We start from the raw sequence: 25,099 nt of genomic DNA on the forward strand, positions 1-25,099 counted from the left end.
TGGTTGTCCCTTAATAATAACGCTTTGGCGGGCGGGGTATGGGCCGGATTGGCAGGTGGTTTTTGTTGTATGCAAGCTGATCTGATATCGATACGTATACGGAATCATATCTTGCATACAAGGAAAAAATAATCCGATACCGGAATGGTCTGGGCCGGGATATGCTTTTTACCACAGCCGGGCCAGAGGACGGTTTTGAGTAAAGGCTTGATATAAATTGAGATTCCGATTTTATATCGAATAGGAAATGAACAAGAAAGCCAGATTTAAGGGGGCGTTGCTTTATATTAAAGATATTTCATCTCAGGCAGGTGGCGGGACCGTGTTGACATGTCCGCCTCTGGCTTCTTTTGTGTTTATGCGCACAGGGTAACAGGCAGGTCCGCAGCGGTGAGAGGAGCCGGAGGCAACGCCACCAGACTGCACACAAAACCCTGCCGCACCCGGACCCAGCCACCCAGGCCGATGATTGAGAAAGTTGATGGCGGAAACAAAAAAGCAAGATCACGGAGCCGGTGTGTCCCGCGCGTTGGATGATGACATTCATCATCAGGGGCTCATAGAAGACCGCATTATTTTTGCGGCCCTTTCGGGCTATATCGCACCGGGTGAGCGTCTGGGCGAAAAGGAAATGTCGGAAATCTTCAACGTGTCCCGCACCTTGGTGCGGGAGGCCATGATCCGTCTGCAGGCCCGTGGTATTGTGGAGGTGCTGCCCCGCCGGGGGTGGTTTGTTATTGAGCCAACGGTGGAAGAGGCCCGCCAGACCATAAACGCCCGCCGCGCGCTGGAGGTGGGCATGCTGGTCACGCTGGACAGGGTCTCCCCCGAGCAGATCGCAACCCTGCGCAAGCACGTCATGGCCGAGCGCGAGGCGCTGGAGCAGAATGACCGCGCCCGGCGGAGTTATCTTCTGGGCCATTTTCATGTCTGTCTGGCCGAGACAATTGGCAACGCTGTTTTGGGCTCTCTGTTACAGGACCTGACAACACGCACGGTGCTGATTGCCGCCCTGTATCAATCGTCCCACGATGCGCATGAATCGTGCCATGAGCATGCTGATATTATAGACGCGCTGGAGAACGGAAACCCGGACGAGGCAGCCCGCCTGATGGACGTGCATTTGCGCCACGTTGAAAAAGCCCTGAACTACAGGGACATTACCGACCGCGTAAAAAACCTGCGTTCGGCCTTGCAGAACGGGCCAAAACAGTAACCCACGGGCCTATGCGCCCGCCAGAGCCAGCCCTTCGGCTACGGAGACAAACTCCCCGCCCAGTTCCACCCTGTCTTCCCCAAAGCGGGAGGTAAACAGTGCGCGCACCGCAGGCACAAAGGATGTGCCGCCGGTCAGGAACACGCGGTCAATCTGCTCGGGGGCTAGTTCCGCCTCGCTCAGGGCTGCATCAATGCCTGCGCCAAGGCGGGCAATGTCGGGGGCGATCCAGCGTTCAAAATCCGCACGGTGGAGTGTGGTGTCAATCTCCAGCCCGGGCTGGGAGAAGTGCAGCCGCGCCGTGGGGCTGGAGGACAGCGCGCGCTTGGTGGCCGATACGGCGTTGTAGAGTTCCTGCCCACGCTGCTCACGCACAAGCTCTATCAGGTTTTTCAGCTTGTCCGGTTCGGATGCGGTGCGGGCCACATCGGCTATCTCGTTCAGGATACGCGGCGTGCGCATGAGCGAGAGCCGGTGCCAGCGGCCCAGCGCGTGGTACCATTCAATCGGCACGGGCAGGGGTTCCCCGCCCATAATGCGGAATGTGCTCTCCCGCCCCAGAAAAGGGGCGACAACATTGTCAATAATCCGAAAATCAAACTGGTCTCCCGCCAGCCCCACGCCTGCATGGCCAAGGGGGCGGGTGGCGTTGTGGCTGCTCGGGTCAAACCGCACGACCGAAAAATCGCTGGTGCCGCCGCCAAAGTCCCCCACAAGCACGGTGGCCGGGTGGTTCAGCCGCTGCATAAAGCGCCAGCCTGCGGCCTCTGGCTCCATCATGACATGGACATGCGCAAAGCCCGCCTGTGCAAAGGCTGCGCGCAGGCGTTCCTCGCCCAGCGCATCGTCCGCATTGTCGCCTACAAAATGGACTGGCCGGCCCACAGTGACATGGCATTGCGCGGGGGAGAGGCCGCCAAGGGCCATCAATTCCTGCAAAAAGGTGGCAATCAGGCTTTCCAGCGTCAGGCGCTGGCCGAACACCTGCGTCTCGCGGAAGCTGGCCTGCGCCAGATAGGACTTCATGGACATGATCAGCCGTGTTTCGGCCGGGTCGTCCAGATGGGCTTCTATGGCATGTGCGCCTACCGCACGGTGCGACACGCGCCGCCCCCCGTCCATCTCCTGCCATAGGGCGAGCAGCGTGCGGCATGTCTCGTTCGTGGTCGCGTCCGGGGTGGGGAAGTGGAGGGTCTGGATCGTACGATCCGGGCGCGCAATGACAATGACACTGTTGGTCGTGCCAAAATCAATACCAATACGGGTAGGGGCGGATAAGGAAGTCATGACAAATGGAAAATACGGCGGGTGCGCCGTGCTGTCCATGCCCTGTGCGCCATATATCAGGTGGTGCGGGTTATCTTCTGGCTTACCCAGCGCCCACCCAGCCAGCCAAGGGCTATGCAGGTGATGAGCACCACGGCTTTTACGCCATCCAGCCCAAGCAGCACCAGTGCGGGGCCGGGGCAGACGCCGCTCAGCCCCCAGCCCGCACCAAACAGGACGGAGCCTGCAACCAGCCGCCCATCGGGGGGCCAGCGGCGGGGCCAGTGCAGCACCTGCCCGGCCACAGTGTGCCCCCTGCGCCGCAACAGCCAGAAGCCGGGCAGGGTCATGGCCACCGCCCCACCCAGAACCCCGGCCAGAATGGGGTTCCAATGCCCCGATATGTCCAGAAAGCCCAGAACATTAGCCGGGTCAGCCATACCGGACAGCCACAGCCCACCACCAAAAAGCAGCCCGCATGCAAACGCGATCAGGATTGTCATACCCCCCACCCCCACAGGCGGGAGAGCAGGACCGTGCCCACCGCAACACTCATAAAAATGGCAACAGCAATCAAGGAGCGGCCAGACCTGTTGCCCAGCCCGCAAACGCCATGCCCGCTGGTGCAGCCATTGGCCAGTGCTGTGCCAGCGCCAATCAGCAGCCCCGACGCCACAAGGCGGCCCCAGCCGGTCTGGGCAAACAGGGGCGGCACCTCTGCCCCCAGCAGGCGGGCAAGGCCGCCGGTTGCCACCAGCCCTGCCAGCACACCCCACCGCCACCGTTGGGCAGGGTGGCGCAGGGCATTGCCCAGAATACCACTTACGCCCAGAATATGGCCTTCAAGCGCCATAAGGGCAACGGCGGCTGTGCCAATCAGCACGCCGCCGCCCAGTGCTGCCAGCCATGCCGCACTCATACCCTAGCGCACCAGCCGCCCAAGGGCTGCCACCAGTGCATCCACATCGTCAAAGCTGTTATACAGGCCAAAGGATGCCCGTACCGTGGCCTCCACGCCAAACCGGCGCAGGGCTGGCTGGGCGCAGTGGTGGCCCGAGCGCGCGGCAATACCGTGCCGGTCAAGGTGTTTGGCAACATCGCTTACGCTGTATCCGTCCACAATAAAGGAGAGCACGCTGGCCTTGGCCTGTGCGGTTCCAATAATACGCACTCCCGGTAGCCGGGTAAACAGCTCTGTTGCGTAGTCCAGCAGCGCATGTTCGTGCGCGGCAATGGCAGGCAGACCAATGCTCTGGAGGTAATCCACCGCAGCCCCCAGCCCTACGGCGCCAGCAATATCTGGCGTGCCAGCCTCAAACTTTTCTGGCAGGCCCTGGAACTCGGTATGTGCAAATGTGACATCGCGGATCATATGCCCACCGCCCTGCCACGGCGGCATGGCCTCCAGCAGGTGGCGTTTGCCATACAGGATGCCAATACCCGTTGGCCCGTAGATTTTGTGGCCCGAAAGAACCAGAAAATCCGCATCCAGTGCCGCCACGTTCAGGGGCAGGTGGGGGGAGGACTGGGCGGCATCTACCAGCACCGGCACCCCTGCCGCGTGCGAGAGCGCGATAATCTGCTCTATGGGGTTAATGGTGCCCAGCGCATTGGCCACATGCGTGACCGAGACAATTTTTGTGCGGCCGGAAAGGAGAGCCGCAAAATGGTCCAGCAGCAGTTCTCCCCGGTCATTGACCGGGGCAACCTTGAGCACCGCCCCTGTCTGGCGGGCCAGCAGCTGCCACGGCACAATATTGGCATGGTGCTCTATGGTGGTGATCAGAATTTCATCACCCGCGCCAATGTTGGCGCGGCCATAGCTTTGGGCCACAAGGTTTATGGCCTCTGTTGTGCCACGGACAAACACGATCTCCGCCGCCTCGCGCGCGCCAATAAAACGCTGGAGCTTGGTGCGGGCTCCTTCAAACGCATCGGTTGCGCGGGCGGCCAGCGTGTGGGCGGCACGGTGAATGTTGGAGTTGTCCCGCTCATAAAAAGCGGAGGTGGCATCTATAACGGCGCGGGGTTTCTGCGTTGTGGCGGCATTGTCCAGCCAGATCAGCTTATGGCCGTTCACGCGCTGGTGCAGGATGGGAAAATCCGCCTGAATGCGGGCAACGTCATACCCCCCCACACCGGGCCTTGCCGGGCTGTGGGCTGCGGCCTGTGCGGCGTCCGTGGCCACGGCTGAGTGGCGCAGAAAATACGGCACCGCCTGCTCAGGCCCGGCAGTGTGCGTGGCGGAGGGCAGGCCCGGCACGGCCGTTGCTGTGGGGGTGGCAGGGAGCGTGAACGCACCGCTAAAAAAGGGGGACGTGGCAGGCTCTTCCCACAGGGGGGGCTGCTCCTGCGTGGCATGTTGGGGAACCGGGTGCGTGGACCAGACAGGTTCGTAAATGGAGGCATCCGCACCAGAGGCAAAGGGTGTGTGCGCCTGCGCCCCTACGCCCTGTGCGGGCAGGGTAGGGTGTGGGGTGGCCGAAGCCACCCTTTGCCCCAGCACATCCCGCAACGCCTGCTCTACTGCGCGCTGGTGGGCCAGACCCTGTGGGTCTGCTACTGTGTCAGGTGTAGTCATAATAGCTCCCGATCTGCACGTTATCGAGCCGGGCAATAGCGTCTTCCACCAACACAGCGGCGGAGAAGTAGCGTGTAATCAGGTGCGATGCCACGGAGTGCTGGTCCGTGCCACTGTAACGGACGGAAAGACCGGGTTCGACCTCGCCCGTGATCCCCGTATTGTGCAGGCCCACAACGCCCTGTTCTTCCTCGCCAACACGCAGGAGCAGGATGCTGGTCCGGCCATCGGGGGTGACGGGAATTTTGTCGGAAGGAACAAGCGGAATACCGCGCCACGTAATAAAGGGCGAGCCGAACAGCGTAATGGTCGGTGGCGGCACACCACGGCGCGTGGCCTCCCGCCCAAAGGCCGCAATGGCTTTGGGGTGGGCAAGGAAAAAACCCGGTTTTTTCCACACTTTTGTCAGCAGTTCGTCCAGATCATCAGGCGTGGGCGGGCCGCCGCGCGTGGGTACGCGCTGGGCAATTGCGGTCTCGTTCAGCAACCCGAATTCGGGGTTGTTGAGCAGTTCCCACTCCTCACGCTCGCGGATAACGTCAATCACCACGCGCACCTGTTCGCGTAGCTGGTCAAACTCGTTGCTGTACAGGTCGGTAATGCGCGTATGGGTGCGCAGGACGGTCTGGATGGAGTGAATATAGTATTCGCGCGGGTGGTCCTGATAATCCACAAAAGTGGTGGGCAGTTTGGGCTCCCCATCCACACTGGACAGGACCTGAATGGCGGCCTCTCCATACTGGTTGACGCCGGGCTGGCTGGTGGGGGTGAGCGCGCTTTGCAGCCACGGGCTACGCGCGACCTGCTCGGGGGAGAGGGTCAGCAGGGTGGTGGCGCCAACGGCCTGCAGGCCCTTGCCCTCTGGCCCGGCCGCCACAACAAAATGCTGCCCCGGCGCGGCAAACAGGTGGCGCACAAAGCGTGCGGCCCCGTTGCCTGTGCGCTGCTGCACCGCACCTGTGGCGACAAGGGCCAGAGTGTTCGCGGGCAGGGCAAATTCTGCGCCATCTGGCTGGGTGTGACGTTCAAACTGGCCAGAAAGTTCCTGAAGCTGCGCTTCTGTGGCTTGCGAGAACCCGGGCAGGGCACGCAGGCTTTCGGGCACGGCATGTACGGTCGCACCTTCCCCTGTAAAGAGAACACCCCCAAAGCGGGAGGATACAAGGCGCCGCCGGTTAACACGGAAGACGCCGCCCCCCACATTGACCCACGGCAGCAGCAGATGCAGCCAGCGCGGGCTGCGCTCAAGGTTTTGCACACGGGTGACATGGGCGGTGGAAAGCTGGCGGGCAGACAGGTTGCGGTCCAGCGCCGAGGCGCTGCTCACATGAACAGACTGTGATTCAGACACGGTAAATCGTCTTTCATATATTGGAAGTATTTAAAGGTCTTGTAATGGAAATGTTTTTTTCCGGCTCTGGTGGCCAATCAACATCGTTTTGTAAAAAGAACAGGAGAATACATGGTCATACTCCTTTTTAGCTTCGAATCAGATGGTCTGATTCGGTTTGCCTGTTCAGCCTAGCACCCATAAAAAGCAGGTCAACATTAAACTTTATGTCGGCGTTAAATATTTCATATCACTAAAAATTATGGGTATATCAGGTAGTCAATGGAGGGAAAGGAGAGGTCCATTGTTAAAACAGGCCATGTGGTATGGCTGTTTATGTAGCGCGCAGGGTTGCCCGCCACAGCGGAGAACGCACGCACAGGTTTGACAACCACAGCACCTGCGCCAATTTTGGCACCTTCTCCAATGTCTATGGGGCCAAGGACCTGCGTGCCCGGCCCCACCAGCGTGCCTTGCCCAACTGTGGGGTGGCGTTTGCCTGCCTGTTTGCCAGTGCCGCCCAGTGTGACATCACACATTATGGCAACATTGTTTTCCACCAATGCTGTTTCGCCAATAACAATGCCGCCGCCATGGCCCAGAACAAGCCCGTGACCAAGGGTTGCCGCAGGGTGAATATCAATTCCTGTCACTTCGGATATGCGGCTTTGCAGGTATGATGCGCCCATGCGCTGTCCGTTTTGCCACAGTGCATGGGCCAGCCTGTATGCCTGCACGGCCAGAAAACCCTTGTTGTATAAAAAAAGTGCTGCGTAGTCGGTTTCTTCCGCGCTTCTGCTGTAATAGGCGTGCAGGTCCAGTGCCGCGCTGTTCAGGATGGCGGGAGCACCCTGCAAAAGATGGTGGCACGTTGCAAGCAGGGAGGCGGGGGGAATACTCAGGTCTCCCAGCCTGTGTGCAACAAGATGTGCAACCAGTGCGTCTGCCGTAGTGGGTGTGTGTGCCTGACCTGCAAGGGGGTAAGGTACTGCTTGGAGTTGCCGCAGCAGCGTGGCCCAGACCCGCTGGCTCCGCAGCGTGCTATCCGGGGTGGTGGCGCTCTGGTGCGGGCATAGCATTGTGTCTGCCATGATGCCCCTCTGGGAACAGTAGGGTGATTTTCTGGCTTGAGGTCTCAAGCCCCATGGGTGGGGGCGGAATGGTCTGACAGCCGCATACGGGTGCGCCGTAAAGGCCCCGTTGTGGCGGGCGGTGTGGATGCGGGATCAAATATGGTGGGGGAGTAGCCCGTGTCAGTCCGCAGTGGGGGTGCACGCCCGACATCGGGCTGGCAGGCACATGGGGTTGTGGAACATCATGGGGGCAAACCAGTCACACCGTTTGGGGGTGGCCCTTAGCTGGCAGGACCGTGTGGTCAATTTAGCGCGCCTGTATGGTGTGTCAACATAAACACGCACAATTGCCCGCTATTTATGGATGCGAAATTACACTATATATTAATGTGATATTTGCGGCTCAGCGTCATGCACGTGCTGCATACCCCTTTGCATATGGTTATCGGGCTGGTTGTGGGGGCTTGAAACAGCACGGAGGGTCGTTTAATTCCGTCTGGATGGAATTAAACGCCGCAAGGTAACGCATGGCCCGCCCCAGAACCATAGACCGTGAAAAAGTGCTGACCTGTGCAGAACATCTTGTGCAGCGCAACGGTGCAACCGCACTGACGCTGGACGCAGTCGCGCGGGAGGCGGGCATTACAAAGGGCGGGCTGCAATACTGCTTTGGCAGTAAGGACGACCTGATAGCCGCCCTGATTGAACGCTGGTTTTTGGTGTTTGACACGCATGTTGCACGCTGCCGTGGCGCGCTGAGCGGGCCTGCCGCTCTGGCCCGTGCGTATGTGCAGGCCTGTAGCCGCATGGATGATGCCGCGCGCGCACGGATGGTGGGTATGCTGGTGACCCTGCTCCAGTCACCCCGGCATCTGGCCCCGATCAAGGCGTGGTATGCGCGCTGGCTGGGGCAGGGGAGTGGCCATACCGTGGAAGCACGGCAGATACGCACAATGATTTTTGCAGCAGAAGGGGCTTTTTTTCTAAGAAGTCTCGGTTTTGTGGATATGCAGGATGCCCAATGGAACAGCGTTTTTGCCGATATTCAGAATATGGTCTTCCCCGACAAGGCCAGCCCCGCATAAACGCTGTGCCTTGCATGAATATACATTAAACAGGCGTTCAGGTATTGACGCATGACAACAGTTTTCCATTCCCAGAAAGTGAAGGCGGCCGTGTCTGGTATAGTCTCTCCCCCTCCCTCCAATGCCTCCTCCACACCATTTACGGGGCTGGGCAACAGTCTGGCCCACACGGTGGCCGCTGCCTGTGACTGGCTGATCGGGGAGCAGAAAGCCGATGGGCACTGGGTGGGGCCGGTGGCGTCCAATGCCTCCATGGAGGCGGAATGGTGCCTCGCCCTGTGGTATCTGGGGCTGGAGGACCATCCCCTGCGCCCCCGTCTGGGCAAAGCCCTGCTGCAGATGCAGCGTGAGGATGGGTCATGGGGCACCTACTGGGGTGCCGGCAATGGGGATATTAACGCCACGGTGGAGGCCTATGCCGCCCTGCGCTCGCTTGGCTACCCGGCAGACACCCCGGCCCTGAGCAAGGCCTGCGCATGGATCCTGCGTATGGGGGGGCTGCGCAATGTGCGCGTGTTTACCCGCTACTGGCTGGCCCTGATTGGGGAATGGCCATGGGAGCAGACCCCCAACCTGCCACCAGAGGTGATCTGGTTCCCCGACAAATTTGTTTTTTCCATCTATAATTTTGCACAATGGGCGCGGGCCACACTGGTACCGCTGGCTATTCTGTCTGCCCGCAGGCCAAGCCGCCCCCTGCGCCCGCAGGACCGGCTGGATGCGCTTTTCCCCCAAGGGCGCGCGGCGTTTGATTACGTTTTGCCCAAAAAGGACGGGGTCGATCTGTGGTCGAGCTTTTTCCGCACCACTGACCGTGGGCTGCACTGGCTCCAGACCAAATTCCTCAAGCGCAACACCGTGCGCGAGGCCGCCATCCGCCATATGCTGGAATGGATTATCCGCCATCAGGATGCCGATGGCGGATGGGGGGGCATTCAGCCCCCATGGGTCTATGGCCTTATGGCGCTGCATGGGGAGGACTACCAGTTCCACCACCCGGTCATGGCCAAGGCCCTTGCCGCGCTGGATGATCCGGGCTGGCGGCAGGACCGGGGCGATGCCTCGTGGGTGCAGGCCACCAACAGCCCGGTGTGGGACACCATGCTGGCCCTTATGGCCCTGCATGACGCCAGTGCCGAGGAACGCTACACCCCGCAGATGGACAAGGCGCTGGACTGGCTGCTTGCGCGGCAGGTGCGCGTAAAAGGGGACTGGTCGATCAAGCTGCCTGATGTGGAACCGGGCGGCTGGGCGTTTGAATATGCCAACGACCGCTACCCCGATACGGACGATACGGCGGTGGCCCTTATCGCCCTGTCCTCCTGCCGTAATCGGGAGGAATGGAAGGCAAAAGGGGTTGAGGCCGCCATCAACCGGGGTGTGACATGGCTTATCGCCATGCAGAGCAGCTGTGGTGGCTGGGGCGCGTTTGATAAGGATAACAACCGCAGCCTTCTGTCCAAAATTCCGTTCTGTGACTTTGGGGAGGCGCTGGACCCTCCTTCGGTCGATGTGACCGCGCATGTGCTGGAGGCGTTTGGTCTGCTGGGTGTGCCGCGTAACACGCCCGCTCTCCAGCGTGGGCTTGCGTATATCCGCGCCGAGCAGGAGGCATCGGGCGCATGGTTCGGGCGGTGGGGCGTCAACTACCTGTATGGTACTGGTGCGGTGCTGCCTGCCCTTGCCGCTATTGGGGAGGATATGACCCAGCCCTACATTACCCGCGCGTGTGACTGGCTGATTGCCCACCAGCAGGAAAATGGCGGTTGGGGCGAAAGTTGCGCCTCTTATATGGATATTTCCTCCATCGGGCGGGGCACAACCACGCCCTCGCAAACCGCATGGGCGCTTATGGGGCTGATAGCGGCCAACCGGGCGCAGGACCATGCGGCCATTGCACGCGGCTGCCGTTACCTGATTGACCGGCAGGAAAGTGATGGAAGCTGGACGGAGGAGGAGTTCACCGGCACCGGCTTCCCCGGTTACGGGGTTGGGCAGACCATTAAGCTGGATGACCCGGCGGTTGCCAAACGGTTGCAGCAGGGGGCTGAACTCTCCCGCGCGTTTATGCTGCGCTACGACCTGTATCGCCAGTTTTTCCCGCTTATGGCGCTCAGCCGGGCGGCACGTATTATGCCTGTTGGGGGGTAAGTCCCCACCCTCTGCTACACCCTGCCGGGGTGTGGCAGAGGTGTCGTGCGCAGAGCAGGACAGCCGCCCGATAAGGGCGGTTTTTTCTTGCGAATCAAAACGCGGACTAATATGGTCCGCGTATGGCACTTTATGGCGCAAGCACCGAATATGTTCTGCACAGCCTGCTCTGGCTGGTGGACCACCCCGAGCCGGTCAGCAGTCTGGACCTTGCCCAGATGCAGGGCATTCCCCCGGCCTTTATGGCCAAACTGCTCCCCCGGTTGGAAAAAGCAGGGCTGGTGCGTGCAGCAGAGGGTTTGCGCGGTGGCTACCAGCTTGCCCGCCCGGCAGGGCAGGTAAGCGTGCTGGACGTGGTGGAGGCGACCGAGGGGCGTAAAACACTTTTCAACTGTCAGGAAATCAGGGGGCGTTGCGCTCTGTTTGGTCAAACTCCGCCAGAATGGGCGCAACGGGGGGTATGTAGCATTCATGCCGCCATGCTCCGCGCTGAGCAGGCCATGCGTGCCGAGCTTGCACAAACAACTTTGGCCGATCTGGCACAGGGTGTGCGTAACAAGGCCCCCACCGCGTTTGCAGATGAAGCCCGGCTCTGGTTTGAGGAACGGGCAAAGACCCGAAAAACCGGCAGGGTCAGGCAAAACAAACGCACGGCGGCCCCATAATATCTGTTTCATCTTTTTTGCAAAAGAGCACGTATCATGCGTTGTTTTTCATGTTTTGTGGCGCTGGCCCTGTGTCTGGGCACAGTGCCGGTGCAGGCTGCACCTCCCTCTGCGCGTGTGACGCCGCTGCTCAGCCACGCCCTGCCCGACCGTGCGGGGCAGGAAGGGAGCATGCTGGTGGTTGATTACCCACCCGGCGGTGCGGACCCGGTGCACCGGCACAACGCCTCGGTCTTTGTGTATGTGCTTATGGGCAGTGTGGTCATGCAGGTTGCAGGGGGTAAAGCTGTAACCTTGCATGCGGGACAAAGTTTTTTTGAAGGACCATCGGATGTGCATTTAATCGGGCGCAATGCCAGCACAACCGAGGCTGCGCGGTTTATCGCCTTTTTTGTCAAGGATCGGGGCGCACCCTTTGTGCTGCCCGCGCACTGAAAAGCAGGGGAACAGGCATGAAAATTCTTGTCGCCGGGGGCAGTGGTGCTCTGGGCTTACCCCTTATCGGGCTGTTGCGTCAGGCGGGGTATGATGTCTGGGGCATGGCGCACAGCGTGCGCGGGCAGGCCGCACTCAGCGCGCTGGGGGCCGGTGTGGTGCAGGGGAATGCGCTGGAACGCTCAGCCGTTTTTGCCATGATGGAGCGCCTGCGCCCCGATTGTGTGGTGGACCAGCTGACCTCCCTCCCCACCAGCCCGTTTGACCTGCCACACAGGTTGCCAGCCGATCGGGTTTTGCGCCTGCAAGGGGGTGGTAATCTGTTTGATGCGGCACGGGCTTGCTGTGTGGCGCGCTATATACAGCAATCCTGCGGGTTTTACCTGAATGGGGCAGGAGGGCTGGCGGAGGACACAGCAGCCCTTAAAACCACCGCTCCGGGGCATATGGGCGAGAGTGCGCGGATGTATACGGCCTTGGAAAAACGCGTGATGTCTGCGCCCGATATACAAGGTACCGCACTGCGTTACGGCTTTTTTTATGGTCCGCGCACATGGTACTGGCCCGATGGGGCATTTACCACCCATATGCGTCAGGCCGAAGTGCCGCTGATTGGGGCCGGGGCGAGTGTGTTCTCCTTTATCCATGTGGAGGATGCCGCTCGGGCAACCCTGTCTGCACTCAGTGCGCCGCAGGGGGTGTACAATGTGGTGGATGACCAGCCTGTGCCAGTCCATGCGTGGCTCCCCGCCTATGCCCGCTGGGTTGGCGCGCCCGCCCCCCGGCAGATGACTGCGCAGGACGCCCGCGCCAGTCTGGGGGAGGAGAGCGTGTATTACCAGAATGCTCTGGATGGAGCATGCAACCACAAGGCGCGCGTCGTGCTGGGTTTTGCTCCGCGCAGGCAGCCATGGGGGGCTGCATAGGGGCATGTCGTGCGTGCTGGCTTGTGGCGGGGGCAGTCTGCTACACCTTGGCCAGAACCTGCTGCGCGGCGTATAATCGGGTATTGGGGAATGGCGCGGGACTGTAGGCTATGCGGCTACCGGATTTTGAGGCATGGGCCATTTTTGCAAAAGTGGCCGAATTTGGCTCCTTTGCCCGTGCGGCAGAGGATGTGCAACTGTCCCGGCCTACGGTGTCCAAGGCGGTGGGGCGTCTGGAGCAGGCCCTTGGTGTGGCGCTGTTCCACCGGAACTCCCGCCACCTGTCCCTGACCCAGACCGGGCAGGCCCTGCTAGGCCACGCCAGCCGCATTGTGGCCGAAGCCCAGAATGCGGAGGGGCTGGCCCGTGGCGGTAAGCAGCGCCCGTCGGGCAGGGTGCGTGTGGCTGCCCCCATGACCTTTGGCATACGCCATCTGGCCCCGGTTCTGCCCGGATTTATGGAGCAGTACCCCGATGTGGAACTGGATATAGATTTTAGCGATGCGGTGGTGGACCTTGTGGCGGAGGGCTATGATGTTGCACTCCGCATTGCCTCTTTGGCAGATTCGTCATTACGGGCGCGCAGCCTGTGCGCTTTTCGGCTACTGCTGGTGGCAGCCCCTGCATGGCTGGACCGGCACGGCCGCCCTGAGCACCCCCGCGCGCTGGAAGGGCATAAGGGGTTTGTCTATACCAACATGGCCATGCCGGGTGTGCTGCGGCTGAACCATGCGGCCACGGGTAAGGAGTTTGTGCTGACCCAGAGCCCGGCGTTGAGAGCCGATAACTCGGAGGCGTTCCTCCCCGCGCTGGAGGCGGGGCTGGGGTATGGTCTGTTCCCCGAATTCATGGTCTGGGACGGGCTGCGGAATGGGCGTCTGGAGTGCTTTTTGCCGCAGTGGCGTGCAGCCACCATAACCCTGTACCTTGTTACCCCCGCCAGCCCGCTGCGGCCCATGCGGGTTACGGCCTTGCTGGATTATCTGGAAAAAGCTTTTGCCAACCCGCCATGGGCCAGTTGTGCGGGCGAGCCGGGGCAGGGCTGATACCTCTGGGTTAATTCTCGCCCCCGTGGAGTGTGTTCACGGCCTGCGCCGCCAGATACCCGGCACTCACACTGAGCATGCACAGACCAACCGACAGGCCAATGTTGAGCAGGGCGCGCCCCGGAGCCCCGTTTTTGAGCAGGTCGAGCGTTTGCAGGCTAAAGGAGGAAAATGTGGTGTACCCGCCGCATAGCCCGACCATAAACACCAGCCTTCCGGTCTCGGACACGGGCAGGCGGCCCCCTGCTGCGGTCAAGGTGCCAAAAAACGCAATGGCGAACGAGCCGGAAACATTGATAAGAATTGTCCCCCACGGCAGGACCTGGCTCCACCGCAGGGTTGCAAGCCCCACCCAGTAGCGCAGCAATGTACCCGCAGCCCCGGCAAGGCCGATAAGGAGGGAGGGAAGAAAAGAGCTGACCATAATAGAAAACCTGTTGTTCTGTAAGGGGTTTTGTTAGTGTTGGGTCAGTATGGGCCATGTGGCGCTGGCCAGCAGGTCCACTGTAGGGCCGCCAAACAGCCACTCCACAAAATGGGGCCTGCCATAAGCCCCCATAACCAGCAGGTCGGCCCCGGCCTGCGTGGCAAGGGTGCGGATTTGTGCGCCCACACCACTGCCTGCAAGCGCAAACCGCTCCAGCGCAACGGCCACGCCGCTGGCGCGCAACTGGGCGAGCAATGCGGGGTCGGGGGCCGTGCCGGGCTGGTGCTCTCCCATAAGAATGGTGACCTGCTGTGCGGTTAGCAGCAGCGGCATGGCGCTGTGGACTGCACGCAGCAGGTTGGGGCTGTTCTGCCATGCCACAACCGGGTGCAGCCCAAGGCTGGCCTGTGCCACAGGCGGGGTGATGAGCACCGCTGCCTGCGTGGCGTACAGGGTGGTTGCAAAAATCTGCCGGGTGGCCTGTGTGCAATTGGGGTTTGCTGGGCCGAGGACAACAAAATCGGCCGTGCTGGCAACGGTCGGCAGGGTGGTGCGGATGTCCCCTGCCTGTTCCAGCCAGTGTGCGGGGGTGTTGTTGGGGAGAGTTGCCTGCCAGGGGGCAAAAATCTGGCGCAGGGTGCAGGCGTGGGCTGCGACCGACTGGGCAAAGCGGGCCTGCTGTGCGGGGTCTGGCAGACCTTCATCCGGGCTTTGAAAATCCGGGTCTATGGTGGGTATGGGGTGGAAGACGCAAAGATCGGCACCACCCAGCCGCTCGGCCAGTTGGCCAGCGGTGCTCAGGGTCCGGGCGGCGGACGGCACGTCATCAAGAACAGCAACAAGGCGCATTGCATGGGGTTCCTGCCTGTGGGGGCAGTGGGGCGGGTTGGGCCGCACCACGCCCGAAGGGGTGGAGCTGCGCGGGGCGGTCTGCCGGGGTATGGAAAACATGGCTGTGGACACACTCCTCCCTCGCGCATGGTTTGCGGGGTAGGAATCATCAGCCAACAGGGCGGTTCGATTCTGGGTGACCAAAATCCGGCAGAGTCCATTGCCATTTCCAGTATGGAGAGAACGCGGCAGGCAAGTCAATCCGGCTTGTGGGGCGGCGTAACAAAACATATCCCGATATATCTTGACTCACGATATATCGGGACTTATGTCGGAATTATGGAATACAGAAAAAACCATGCAGGTGGGCAAAGCTGTCATCGGCGTTTTGCCCCTGATGATCTGCCCCTTTTGCCTGCCGGCATGCGCTACCACGGCCATGACCACCACCGGGATGACGCCCTTCACCACCGTGGTGGTGGCGGGCGGCGCGGTGGCCGCCACCGGCTGTTTGATTATGGGGAGATGCGCCTGCTCGTGCTGAGCCTGATCGGGCAGAAGCCGACCTACGGGTACGAACTGATCAAAACCATAGAAGACAAGTTTGCAGGCAGCTACACCCCCAGTCCGGGCGTGATTTACCCCACGCTCACATGGCTGGAGGAGGCAGGCCATACCCGCCCCGCCGAGGATGCCGGGCGCAAGACCTACCATATCACCCCCGAGGGCGAGGCTTTTCTGGCCGTCAACCACGCGGCTCTGGCCGAAATTCTGGCCCGTGCGGCCAATGCCCCCATGCCCGAGCACGGCGGCCGGCGCAATGCGCCGGTCCCCATTGTGCGTGCGATGGAAAACCTGAAAACCGCACTGCGCCTGCGGTTGCGCAATGGTGGGCTGGACCCGCAGGAGGCGGAAAAAATAGCCGCCCTGCTGGACGAGGCCGCCCGCGCGATCGGGCAGGATTAACCCCTTATTCTGGTAACAAGCCCCCAATGGCCCCCAGCGCGCCATAAATGCCCAGCAAGGAGCAGACAACCATGCAACAACCCGGCGATGAACAGGTTTGGCCGCCCGCGCCCACAATCGACCTTGTGCGCCACCCCTTGCGCAGGCGCAGCCTGAGTGTTGTGGCCGTGGCCCGCCTGACCCCGCATATGATCCGCATAACCTTTAGCGGTGCGGATTTGGAGGATTTTGCCAGCCCCGCACCGGATGATCACATTAAAATCTTTCTCCACGGGGCAGATGGGCAGGAGGTACGCCGGGACTACACCCCCCGCTCCTACAACCCGGCCAATGCCACGCTGGTGCTGGACTTTGTGGACCATCAGGCAGGCCCCGCCGCCGCATGGGCGCGTGCTGCCCGCGTGGGGGACCGGCTGGAGGTTGGAGGCCCCAAAGGCTCGCGGCTGATCAGGGGGGATGTCGCGCACTGGCTCCTTGTGGGGGACGAGACAGCCTTGCCCGCCATTGGCCGTAGGGTGGAATCCCTGCCCGCAGGGGCGAGTGTTACCACCGTTGTGGCGGTGCCGGGACCGGAGGACGAGCAGGTGCTGGCAACCTCTGCCCAGCATAAGGCATACTGGGTGCACCGCCCCATGGAGCTGGCCGATCAGGCGCAGGCCATTGTGGCAGCTTTGGGCGAGGTGGCTATTCCGGTGGGAACCTTTGTCTGGATCGGGGCGGAGGCCCATGTTGGCAGAGCCGTGCGGGATTATTTGCAGGATGTGCGCTGCGTACCGGCAGGCTGGATCAGGGCTGCGGGCTACTGGTCCATGGGGCAGACAGACGCCGCAGTCCGGGATGTGGAGGATGTTCCGGTGCCAAAAAGGCCAGAGCCACAGGTGCAGCCCCCCGTAATGGGCTGAGGGCTGGCGCTGGCGTCAGGGTGGGTTTTTAGGTTGCCGGGTTGTGCGTTTGGGCGCACGTTTGATGCAGGGCGATATTGGGCCGCTGTGCTCTGCCCTGCCGCATATTGTGCACTGCGTCATCCACGGTTGAAGGAAAACAGACCATGCCCCAGTATATTGCCATGAACCGTTTTCTGGTCACGCCGGAGAATGAGGAAGCTTTTCAGCGCCGATGGCTCGACCGCGAGGTTTTGCTGCAAAGTGTGCCCGGCTTTATCAGCTTCCAGTTTTTGCAAGGACCGCAAAAGGAGCAAGGCAGGCTTTATGCCTCCCACACCGTCTGGGCCTCGTACGAGGCTTTTGTGGGGTGGACCCAGTCCGAGCAGTTCCGTCAGGCCCATGCGGGGGCGGGGCAGGGCAAGGCCCTGACCGCAGGCCCGCCGGTGTTTGAGGGCTTTACCGTTTTGCAGGATGTGAGCGCCTGAACAGCCCGGCCCCCTGCCTGTTTGCTGTGGCCTAGTTGGTGTGCAGGCCGGTAGGGAGCGTGTCCCCCGCTTTTTCCCACGCATAATCCGCGTCCCAGACTTCCAGCAGTTCGTCCAGATGGGCTGCACATAAAATGGCCAGTTTGGGCTCAAACGCGCGCCCGGCCTCCTGTTGCAGGATTTTGCGTACGGCCTCGGGTGTCCATGAGTGTTTGTAGTTCCGCTTGGACAGGCAGGCATCAATCGTGTCCGCCACGGAAATGACCTGCACCCAGAGCGGAATGTTCTGCCCCTTAAGCCCAAGCGGGTAGCCGGTGCCGTCCCACCGCTCATGGTGGAGCAGGGCCGCATCCATAACTTCCCGCGGGAAGTCATGCCGGTACCATTGCAGCACGCCCAGCCCGAGCAGCGGGTGCTTGCGAATGACGTTTTTTTCGTCCGGGGTCAGGGCGCGCGGGGCGTGCAGAATGTCCCGCCCGGTCAGTACCTTGCCCGTGTCATGCAGTTCTCCGGCAAGCTGGATAATGTCGGGGTCCAGCCCCAGCCCTGCAAGCCGGTTGATAAGAACAGCCAGCAACCCAACGCGACGACCATGCCCGTTCTGGATATTGCTCACACCCTGAATAAAGTCTTTGTGGGGGAGTGAGGGCGGGGGAAGCGTTCCGGCATCCCACGTGGGGGCGATGGTACAGTCAGGCATACATAGGTTACTCGTGGAAACTGAATGGGATTTATTTAGTTTTCTTTGAACGATTTTATAAAAAATACAATTGGCCGTAAACTCAGAAAAAAAAATATTACCGATAAAACATGGCGTTTCTGCACTGCAATTGTTGCAATGCCAAAAAAATCCAGTTGTCATATGGAAAAAATGACAAGTAAATACGTGTGGTTAAGTTATTTTAAATCAAATGGTTATAGAATGTCCCGCTACAGGGTGCTGCACGTAATGCTTATGCACCCTCCCCCGCGTAAGGGGGAGGTCGTAGTCCGGTTGGCTGATTTATTTGTAATATTAAGGGTGTTTTTTAAGGGCTGTTGCGCGTGGTTACAATGCGGTTGCGCCCGTTATTCTTGGCTTTGTAAAGTGCCTCATCCGCCTGATGGATCAGCAGGCGGCTGTTTGTTTCACCCTCAAAAGAGGTCACACCACCCGATATGGTGACACTGACCTGATCATGGGAGGAGAGGGTCAAAGGCTGTTCGGCCAGAGCGCGGCGGATCCGCTCGGCGCTGGCCAGCCCGTCCGCCAGTGTGGTTTCGGTCAGGACGATCAAAAACTCTTCTCCGCCGTAGCGGAAGATAAAGTCGTTTGCGCGCACGTTGGCGGCAATGATTTCTGCAACAAAGCACAGCACTTCATCACCCACCAGATGACCAAAACGGTCATTGATTTTTTTGAAGTGGTCGATGTCGAGAATAACAAGGCTGAACGGTTTTTCGTGCGTCAGGGCAAAGGTGATCTCGTTCTGGATCACCACGTCCAGGAACCGGCGGTTGAAAACCTTGGTCAGCGGGTCACGCCCGTTTTCCACTTCCTCCAGATGGCGGAAGACGCGCCCGATCAGAAAGGTCAGGTTGGTCACGGCCTTGTGGAGTTCGGTGGGGAATTCGGGTGGGATCAGGCCGCTTGCCTTGATCTCGCGGATTTTTACATCCACTGCGCGCACTTTTTGCTGGATTTCCTGCGCCTCATGCGTGCCTTTGAACAGGCTCATGCCCTTGTGGGTCAGCCACAGGCCAAACTCGGATTCCGCAATGGCGGGCAGGTCCTGCGCGTGGCCTTTGCACAGGCAGAAAAAAGCCTCCGTGCTCCAGCTCGAAAACGTGCTGATCTGTGTTTCTTTTTCGTAAGAGATATTGTGCCCAAGGGAGACCAGACGAAAAGCCTCATCACTTTCCACTTTCTTGCGGAAGTTGATGTCATAGGCCTTGATCATGAACTTGAAGGCAAAATCCATCATGCTGTTCAGGTAGATGATGGCGGCAATAATATCGTCCTTATTCGCTGTAGTTGCGCGAATTCCTTCAATAAGTGCCTGTTTTATAATGTACATTCCATACACGACAATGTCGGTCGGAATATCTAGTCTGGCATGGACCGTGCCGACCCGGCGCTGGAGTTCGCTCAGTTCTTCGGCCTGATCGGCCTCGGTGGAGAACAGGCTCTGGATCCATGCCAGCAGTTGAGGTCGCATTTTAACCTCAACAGTTTCCTTTTCCAAAAAAATGGCGGCGCGTTCGTGGTGGAACAGCGCATTGTAGAACAGGTCCACACAATGGACCCCGTAATCCTGCACCACGCTGCGCAGGATGTTGCGGACATGAACCGGGGTTGCGTTAATGGTCTCCTTCATCTGGTCGAGCGGAGATAACGTAATAAAGGCGGAAGACATATGTTAACGGAACCCTTTGATCGAACAATATAAAATATGACTTTCCGCGCAGTGCCAAAAACGCGGGGTAACAAGCATACCAGACTATGTGCGCGGGAGTATAACGCCAAGCACTGCTGGAATAAAAGAGGCCATCGGGCGGTATTCATGCACGGCACAACCATTGTCTTTTTTATGGCTGTTGTCGCGGGGTCTATGCCGGTGGCGCAGTTATGGCATGTTTTTTGCGATAACACATTGAAAAAGGCGGGGAATGATTTTGTTTGATAATCATTCGCATAAACCCCTATAACCAGCCAGCACATGTAACCAAGGAGCCCTCCTGTATGCTGGTCCGTATTCCCAATGTTCTGAGCGCGGAGGATGTTGCCCGCTTCCGCCATATTCTGGAGCAGCAGAGCTGGGTGGACGGCAAGGTGACAGCGGGTGAGCAGTCGGCCAAAGCCAAATACAACCTCCAGATTCCGCAGGACAGCGACACAGCCCGGCAACTGGGCGAGCATATTCTGCAAGCACTGGGCCGCAACCCCATCTTCCATAGTGCCGCCCTGCCGCTGCGCGTGTACCCGCCGCTGTTCAACCGTTATGATGCGGGCATGCAGTTTGACATGCACGTGGACAACGCAATCCGCCCGGTGCCGGGTACGGGGTTCCGCCTGCGCACGGATGTGTCATCCACCCTGTTCCTGAGTGACCCGGACGAGTACGATGGCGGCGAACTGGTTATTCAGGACACGTATGGCCAGCAGAGCGTCAAGCTCCCGGCGGGGGACATGGTGGTGTACCCTTCTACCAGCCTGCATGCGGTCAGCCCGGTCACGCGGGGGAGCCGCTGGGCGTCCTTTTTCTGGACACAGTCCATGATCCGGGAAGACACGCAGCGCGCCCTGCTCTACCAGTTTGACCAGTCGATTATGCAAACGCGTAAAGCCCTGCCCGATGACCACCCCGCCGTGCTGGGGCTGACGGCAACCTACCATAACCTGCTGCGTCAGTGGGCAGAGCTGTAAGGGCGCTCTGCCTCTGCCCCGTGGTTGTCTAGCGCTCAGTTGGCGCCATGGCCTCGACCGTATGGTGCGGGGGGAGCAGGGGGCGAATACGCTGGTAGGCATCGGCCTCGGTTTCGTCCGGGGCTATGCCAAGCCAGTGGGGTTTGCGCCGGATGACCCAGTCCAGCATATGCGCGCATATTTTGCGGCACAGGGCAAAATCCTCCGCCAGCAGGGCAATGCCCAGCGGGAGCATCCATAACCCCAGAATGGGCAGGAAGGAGAACAGCCCCCCCACAATCAGCAGCATGCCAGCGGGCAGGCGCAACCATTTTTGTTGTGGCTCACGCAGCCAGAACAGCCACCCGCGTGTTTTGCCCGGAAGCTGAACAATCAGGAGCGCCATGCGGCGCTGGCGCAGATGTTCGGGGGGGAGGTTCTGCTCCGGAGCGGATGTGTGTGCGCTGGTCATGTGTAAAATATGGGGTGCGGGGGGCATTTTGCAAAGATTATGGCCCGCCCGCACCCCGTTTTATGCACGCTATGGTCTGTTTTTGGCCGGTACGGTCGGGCGCAGGGTCTGGAGTGAGGGGCCGCTGGCAATCAGCTGCATGTCTGCCGCCGGGTCTGGCGGGGTCAGGGCACGCAGTTCTTCCAACCCCTGATGGAACAGGCGCACGGCTATGTAGGGGCCATGTGCTGTGCGCCATAGCTCAAAGGCCAGCGTTGTGTTGGGGGCAGTGGGGTCTGGCTGGTCGGTAAAAGCCCAGTCCAGCCCGTACAGTGTGGCTAGCGCGTCCAGATTGGTGTCATGGCCAGAAAGGACAAGCAGGCGCGCCTGCGCCGTGGAGGCGGGCAGGCCCGGCGCTGCTTTGCCGGCAAGGGTATTTTGCACGGCTTGGGCCATGGCCGCACCTTTGTGGGCCGCCAGTGTGGGCAGGCGGCGGATCAGCCAGCTTTCCTGCGTATGGAGGGGAAAAACCTGCCAGATCAGGGGTGCGGGGGCCGTTTGGCCAAAAGGTTCGGCCTGTGCGGGCATGCCCTGCGCGTATTCCAGGAGCAGGTTTTCCGCCGCAGTGCCGCCTGTGGCAATGCCGCCTTCAAGGTGGGGTTTGTCTTTTTTCCACGCCAGCGTGGCAACATTGGCGCTCAGACAATGTGGGGTGTCGGTGGTGCAGGCGGTGGGGGCCAGCACAGCTTGCAGCGTGTTCAGCGCCTGCGTGACTGTGGGGGGCAGGGTGTGGGCGCGCTGTGCAAACTCATGCGCAATGGCGCTTTGCTCCTGCACACTCAGGGGGGTGGAAGAACCCGCAAAAATCGGGTCTTCCTGCCCATCGGCCAGAGCGCGGGCATGCAGCCCGCAGCCGGGGGCCAGATGCGCGGCCCACAGGCTCCCGCTTTCTCGCGTGCGGTGGTCCTTGGCGTCGGACCATATGGCAAGGCTGTCTGGCTGGGGGCAGCCGGTTTGGGGCAGCAGACCCGCATGCGTGTAGTGCGCGCGCACCATGCTGACCATCTGGGCCAGTGCCTGTTTGCCGTGCTCGGTCAGTTCTCCCGGCGGCACGGGCCATTGCGCCCACACATGGCCGGTCTGGGTTTGCAGGACCTGCGGGTCTTTGGTGGGGCTACGAATACCGTGGCGGGCCAGCAGGACCACCCGCTCCAGTACTGCCCCGCCGGGGGGGAGGGCAGGTGGTGTGGTGGCTGCGGTGGCGGAGGGTGCCAGCGCTGGCGTGGCGGGGGCTGGTGCTGCAAGGGCGGGTGTTGCCACAAGCAGGGTGCAGAACAGGGCAAGATGTCTCATGGCATGGTCACCGCAAGGTTGAAGAAGACGCTGCGTCCGGGGTTGCGCCAGTAAAGGGGGGTGCCATCGTAATTCTGGTTCCCCGCAAAGTTGCTGACAGAACGGTTGTTGAACAGGTTGCCAATTTTAAGGCTTGGCGTAATCTCGCGGAAAACGCTGCCAATATTATGGATGCGCCAGCCCATGGCAAGGTCGGCGGTTGTGTTGGAGCCAATTTTGTACTGGTTGGCAAACTGCGTGTTGCCAGCGGAGTTGGTGGTGCTGTCCAGCCCCCAGTGTTTGCCAACGTATTTGCCGATAATGGAAAAATACGCGCCTTTTTCGTTTTCATACAGCAGGCCAAAGGAGGCCAGCATGTTGGGGCTGGAGGCAACGCTGACCTGTGTATGTTTGTATTTGGCGCTGTTTACGCTGTAATTGCCGTAAAGAGACAGGCCATAGCCGATCACATATTGTGCCTCCAGCTCCAGCCCTTTGTAAATGGCGCCGCCACTGTTGACGTATGTGGTGGTGTTGCCAATGCTGGGCACGTTAATTTGTGCAGCAGCAATGTAGTTTGAAAAATTGATGTAATAGGCATCTGCCGCCAGCATCCATTTTTTGTCCCGGTAAACGGAGCCGATCTGGTAGTTCATGGTGGTCTCTGGTTTGACATTGCCAACATTACCGACCTGAAAAACGGAAATGGGCGGGGCCAGAAAACCGCGGGCAACCTGCCCGTAAACACTCCATTGCGAGAGAATGCGCTGGTTAATGGCAATGGAGGGCTGCCATGATTCAAAGGTCTGTGTGGCATCAAGCGGTTTTTTGGTGGATTTGTTCAGTGCCGCGTCATAATCGCGGTGGAAGTAGGAGTATTTGATCCCGGGCTTTATGGTCATGCCGCGCATGGGGTGTATGTCCAGCTCAAGGAAGGGCTGGAGCGTGGTGTTTGTATCGGTAATATTATAGCTGTAGGCGCTGCCCGTCTTGCCCGGAACAGGTATGCTCCCTTTGGAAAGGTCAACCGCGTAGCTGACACGCCTGTCCTTTTGCACATCCGCCCAGACGCCAAGCTGCACATCCACATAATGTGTTTTGGCTGTCAGGTTAAGTGTGTCCCCATAATTGCGGAAGTGGGCATCTGCGTATTTACCGGGAATGTCGTCGGCGTATTTGGCCACTTTTTTGCCTGCAGCGTTGTAAAAAGTCACACCGTTGGCTGCCAGTGATGTCTCACTGGCATCAGTGGATTCCGTGTATTCATGCTCAAAGCCTGTTGTGTACACGGAGTTTTGCAGGCTAAGCCAGTCATTCAGCCGGGTTTTGAGCGCAATGTAGCTGAAGTCGGATGTGTAGGTGCTGGGGTTGTAGCCGTAATAGCACTGCCTGCTCGGGTCATTGCACAGGCCGTAGTTTTTCCCGCTTCTGTCGTATTCAGCCAGCGTGGCACCCTGCGTGGTGTACTGCCACTCCTTGTTATAGGTGGTCTGGATTGTCAGTTGCGTGTCCGGGGCGAGCTGTATTTCGTCCTTGAACATAATGTTGGAGCGTTTTTCGTAGGAGTTGGTCAGGTAGCCGTCCGTTTCCTCGTGCTGCATGTCCAGCACGGCTTTGCCAAAACGGGTTTTGCCACTGTCCAGCTCCAGCCCGCCTGCACGGGTGTTAAAGCTGCCATAGGTGCCATAAAGCTGCACCCCCGCGCGTGAGGGAGGTGTTTTGGAGCGAAAACCCACCGTGCCGCCAAAGGTCGCATTGCCAATGGTGGAGGCCGTGCCGGGGCCACGGTCGATCTGTGCTTCGCCCAAAAAGTGCGAGATAAACAAAGAGGATGTCGTATGGTGCAGGTCCGATGAATCCCCAAAGGGAATACCATCGTACGTCATGTTGTACTGCCCGTCCTGAAAACCGCGCAGGCTCATGGTTTCTGCCTTGCCCATGCCCGGCCCGTTGGGGTTCTGGGTCCATATGCTGGGCTGGAACTTGATAATATCATCCACGCTGGCCAGCGGGATGATGTTGTTGTTGATAAAGTTGCTTTGAATGCGCGACGTAGGTTCCGTAATATCAAGCGGCACCACGGCGGGGGACAGCCGCATGGCGCGCCCCAAAACCGTTATATGTTCATTTGTGTTTGCCTCTTTTTGCAAAGGCGTGGTGTGGTGCGTGGCTTTTGCGGGAGGTGTTGGGGTTTTGCGCAGGATCAGCATGTTCTTCTGCCGCCCGTCCACGCTCAGCCCGGTGCCCTGTAGCAGGTGCTCCAGTGCTACATCCGGCTCCATGGTGCCGTAAACCGGGGCAGAGGTGGCATGAGCGGCCAGAGAACTGTCCAGCGCCACCTGCTGCGCGGACTGGCGGCTGAAGGTGACAACCGTCTGGTTCAGTGGCCCTGCGGGAATGGCAAAATGCATGGGTGCCGCCAGCACATGGGAGGCGGACAGAAAGGATACGCCACAAAGGCCAAGGGTAAGGGAGGAAAGGCGGAAGGAAAAAGACTGCACGGTAGTTGCCCTGCTTGTGACGAACATACCGCTAAGAGTCAAAACCGCTGTATTTTCCGCTGG

General features: G+C 60.0%; 24 protein-coding genes and 1 riboswitch. Of the genes, 11 read left to right on the forward strand and 13 right to left on the reverse strand.

Features of this window, described 5'->3' with window-relative positions:
- Window positions 1-517 precede the first annotated feature (517 nt).
- Window positions 518-1,216: a GntR family transcriptional regulator gene (locus HK26_RS05475; protein WP_257640869.1), complete on the forward strand. Its 699-nt coding sequence runs from the start codon at window positions 518-520 to the stop codon at window positions 1,214-1,216.
- A 9-nt stretch (window positions 1,217-1,225) separates the two neighbouring features.
- On the opposite strand, the gene HK26_RS05480 is transcribed toward HK26_RS05475, so the two are convergent.
- From HK26_RS05480 to epsC, 6 genes are all read right to left on the reverse strand, one after another.
- Window positions 1,226-2,542, reverse strand: a complete 1,317-nt coding sequence (locus HK26_RS05480; protein ID WP_086638853.1) for an Hsp70 family protein — start codon at window positions 2,540-2,542, stop codon at window positions 1,226-1,228.
- A gap of 17 nt (window positions 2,543-2,559) precedes the next feature.
- Entirely contained in the window at window positions 2,560-2,985 is a 426-nt protein-coding gene (locus tag HK26_RS05485; protein WP_086638854.1) for a DUF6691 family protein, read from the reverse strand.
- Window positions 2,982-3,401: a YeeE/YedE family protein gene (locus tag HK26_RS05490; RefSeq protein WP_086638855.1), complete on the reverse strand. Its 420-nt coding sequence runs from the start codon at window positions 3,399-3,401 to the stop codon at window positions 2,982-2,984. The genes HK26_RS05485 and HK26_RS05490 overlap by 4 nt, the downstream gene beginning before the upstream one ends.
- A 3-nt stretch (window positions 3,402-3,404) precedes the next feature.
- Complete coding sequence (locus tag HK26_RS05495) at window positions 3,405-5,063, reverse strand: cysteine desulfurase (protein ID WP_086638856.1); 1,659 nt, start codon at window positions 5,061-5,063, stop codon at window positions 3,405-3,407.
- Window positions 5,050-6,414 carry a family 2B encapsulin nanocompartment shell protein gene (locus HK26_RS05500; RefSeq protein ID WP_086638857.1) on the reverse strand — a complete coding sequence of 455 codons (1,365 nt, stop codon included), beginning with the start codon at window positions 6,412-6,414 and terminating at the stop codon, window positions 5,050-5,052. The genes HK26_RS05495 and HK26_RS05500 overlap by 14 nt, the downstream gene beginning before the upstream one ends.
- 239 nt (window positions 6,415-6,653) lie before the next feature.
- The gene (gene epsC, locus HK26_RS05505) at window positions 6,654-7,484 is read right to left on the reverse strand and encodes a serine O-acetyltransferase EpsC (protein WP_086638858.1); all 831 of its coding nucleotides are present in this window, start codon (window positions 7,482-7,484) and stop codon (window positions 6,654-6,656) included.
- A 509-nt stretch (window positions 7,485-7,993) separates the two neighbouring features.
- Here epsC and HK26_RS05510 point away from each other — a divergent pair.
- The 6 genes from HK26_RS05510 to HK26_RS05535 all read left to right on the forward strand — a co-directional run bounded on the left by HK26_RS05510 (window position 7,994) and on the right by HK26_RS05535 (window position 13,774).
- A complete protein-coding gene (locus HK26_RS05510) occupies window positions 7,994-8,551 on the forward strand; it encodes a TetR/AcrR family transcriptional regulator (RefSeq protein ID WP_086638859.1) in 558 nt (185 codons plus the stop codon).
- A gap of 51 nt (window positions 8,552-8,602) precedes the next feature.
- Entirely contained in the window at window positions 8,603-10,702 is a 2,100-nt protein-coding gene (shc, locus tag HK26_RS05515; protein ID WP_086638860.1) for a squalene--hopene cyclase, read from the forward strand.
- 122 nt (window positions 10,703-10,824) lie between these two features.
- A complete protein-coding gene (locus HK26_RS05520; RefSeq protein ID WP_086638861.1) occupies window positions 10,825-11,367 on the forward strand; it encodes an RrF2 family transcriptional regulator in 543 nt (180 codons plus the stop codon).
- Window positions 11,368-11,403: 36 nt separating this feature from the next.
- Window positions 11,404-11,802 carry a cupin domain-containing protein gene (locus HK26_RS05525; protein ID WP_086638862.1) on the forward strand — a complete coding sequence of 133 codons (399 nt, stop codon included), beginning with the start codon at window positions 11,404-11,406 and terminating at the stop codon, window positions 11,800-11,802.
- Between the two features lie 17 nt (window positions 11,803-11,819).
- Entirely contained in the window at window positions 11,820-12,728 is a 909-nt protein-coding gene (locus tag HK26_RS05530) for an NAD-dependent epimerase/dehydratase family protein (protein WP_086638863.1), read from the forward strand.
- A 110-nt stretch (window positions 12,729-12,838) separates the two neighbouring features.
- Window positions 12,839-13,774 carry a LysR family transcriptional regulator gene (locus HK26_RS05535; RefSeq protein ID WP_086638864.1) on the forward strand — a complete coding sequence of 312 codons (936 nt, stop codon included), beginning with the start codon at window positions 12,839-12,841 and terminating at the stop codon, window positions 13,772-13,774.
- Between the two features lie 10 nt (window positions 13,775-13,784).
- Here the strand turns inward: HK26_RS05535 and HK26_RS05540 are convergent, their stop codons facing one another.
- Together HK26_RS05540 and HK26_RS05545 are read right to left on the reverse strand one after the other, a co-directional pair.
- Complete coding sequence (locus HK26_RS05540) at window positions 13,785-14,198, reverse strand: CrcB family protein (RefSeq protein ID WP_086638865.1); 414 nt, start codon at window positions 14,196-14,198, stop codon at window positions 13,785-13,787.
- A gap of 33 nt (window positions 14,199-14,231) precedes the next feature.
- On the reverse strand, window positions 14,232-15,152 hold the full coding sequence (locus HK26_RS05545; protein WP_257640870.1) for a universal stress protein: 921 nt from the start codon (window positions 15,150-15,152) through the stop codon (window positions 14,232-14,234).
- A 33-nt stretch (window positions 15,153-15,185) separates the two neighbouring features.
- A riboswitch (Fluoride riboswitch) is annotated at window positions 15,186-15,266 on the reverse strand.
- A 189-nt stretch (window positions 15,267-15,455) separates the two neighbouring features.
- On the opposite strand from HK26_RS05545, the gene HK26_RS05550 reads away from it, so the two are divergent.
- The 3 genes from HK26_RS05550 to hmuQ all read left to right on the forward strand — a co-directional run bounded on the left by HK26_RS05550 (window position 15,456) and on the right by hmuQ (window position 17,367).
- Entirely contained in the window at window positions 15,456-15,998 is a 543-nt protein-coding gene (locus HK26_RS05550; protein ID WP_374188222.1) for a PadR family transcriptional regulator, read from the forward strand.
- Between the two features lie 71 nt (window positions 15,999-16,069).
- Entirely contained in the window at window positions 16,070-16,900 is an 831-nt protein-coding gene (locus HK26_RS05555; protein ID WP_086638917.1) for a siderophore-interacting protein, read from the forward strand.
- A 146-nt stretch (window positions 16,901-17,046) separates the two neighbouring features.
- Window positions 17,047-17,367 (forward strand): heme-degrading protein HmuQ, encoded by a 321-nt coding sequence (hmuQ, locus tag HK26_RS05560; RefSeq protein WP_086638867.1) that lies wholly within the window; start codon window positions 17,047-17,049, stop codon window positions 17,365-17,367.
- Between the two features lie 31 nt (window positions 17,368-17,398).
- Here the strand turns inward: hmuQ and HK26_RS05565 are convergent, their stop codons facing one another.
- A complete protein-coding gene (locus HK26_RS05565; RefSeq protein ID WP_180539340.1) occupies window positions 17,399-18,067 on the reverse strand; it encodes an HD-GYP domain-containing protein in 669 nt (222 codons plus the stop codon).
- Window positions 18,068-18,395: 328 nt separating this feature from the next.
- The gene (locus HK26_RS05570) at window positions 18,396-19,763 is read right to left on the reverse strand and encodes a GGDEF domain-containing protein (protein WP_086638869.1); all 1,368 of its coding nucleotides are present in this window, start codon (window positions 19,761-19,763) and stop codon (window positions 18,396-18,398) included.
- A 326-nt stretch (window positions 19,764-20,089) separates the two neighbouring features.
- Here HK26_RS05570 and HK26_RS05575 point away from each other — a divergent pair, with 326 nt between their 5' ends.
- Window positions 20,090-20,773 (forward strand): Fe2+-dependent dioxygenase, encoded by a 684-nt coding sequence (locus tag HK26_RS05575; RefSeq protein ID WP_086638918.1) that lies wholly within the window; start codon window positions 20,090-20,092, stop codon window positions 20,771-20,773.
- Between the two features lie 28 nt (window positions 20,774-20,801).
- On the opposite strand, the gene HK26_RS05580 is transcribed toward HK26_RS05575, so the two are convergent.
- The 3 genes from HK26_RS05580 to HK26_RS05590 all read right to left on the reverse strand — a co-directional run bounded on the left by HK26_RS05580 (window position 20,802) and on the right by HK26_RS05590 (window position 25,036).
- Window positions 20,802-21,224 (reverse strand): hypothetical protein, encoded by a 423-nt coding sequence (locus tag HK26_RS05580; protein ID WP_086638870.1) that lies wholly within the window; start codon window positions 21,222-21,224, stop codon window positions 20,802-20,804.
- 69 nt (window positions 21,225-21,293) lie between these two features.
- Window positions 21,294-22,556, reverse strand: a complete 1,263-nt coding sequence (locus tag HK26_RS05585) for a histidine-type phosphatase (protein WP_086638871.1) — start codon at window positions 22,554-22,556, stop codon at window positions 21,294-21,296.
- The gene (locus HK26_RS05590) at window positions 22,553-25,036 is read right to left on the reverse strand and encodes a TonB-dependent receptor (protein WP_257640871.1); all 2,484 of its coding nucleotides are present in this window, start codon (window positions 25,034-25,036) and stop codon (window positions 22,553-22,555) included. The genes HK26_RS05585 and HK26_RS05590 overlap by 4 nt, the downstream gene beginning before the upstream one ends.
- Window positions 25,037-25,099: the final 63 nt, after the last annotated feature.

It is taken from the genome of Acetobacter okinawensis, assembly GCF_002153655.1.
GTDB classification, from domain to species: domain Bacteria; phylum Pseudomonadota; class Alphaproteobacteria; order Acetobacterales; family Acetobacteraceae; genus Acetobacter; species Acetobacter okinawensis_A.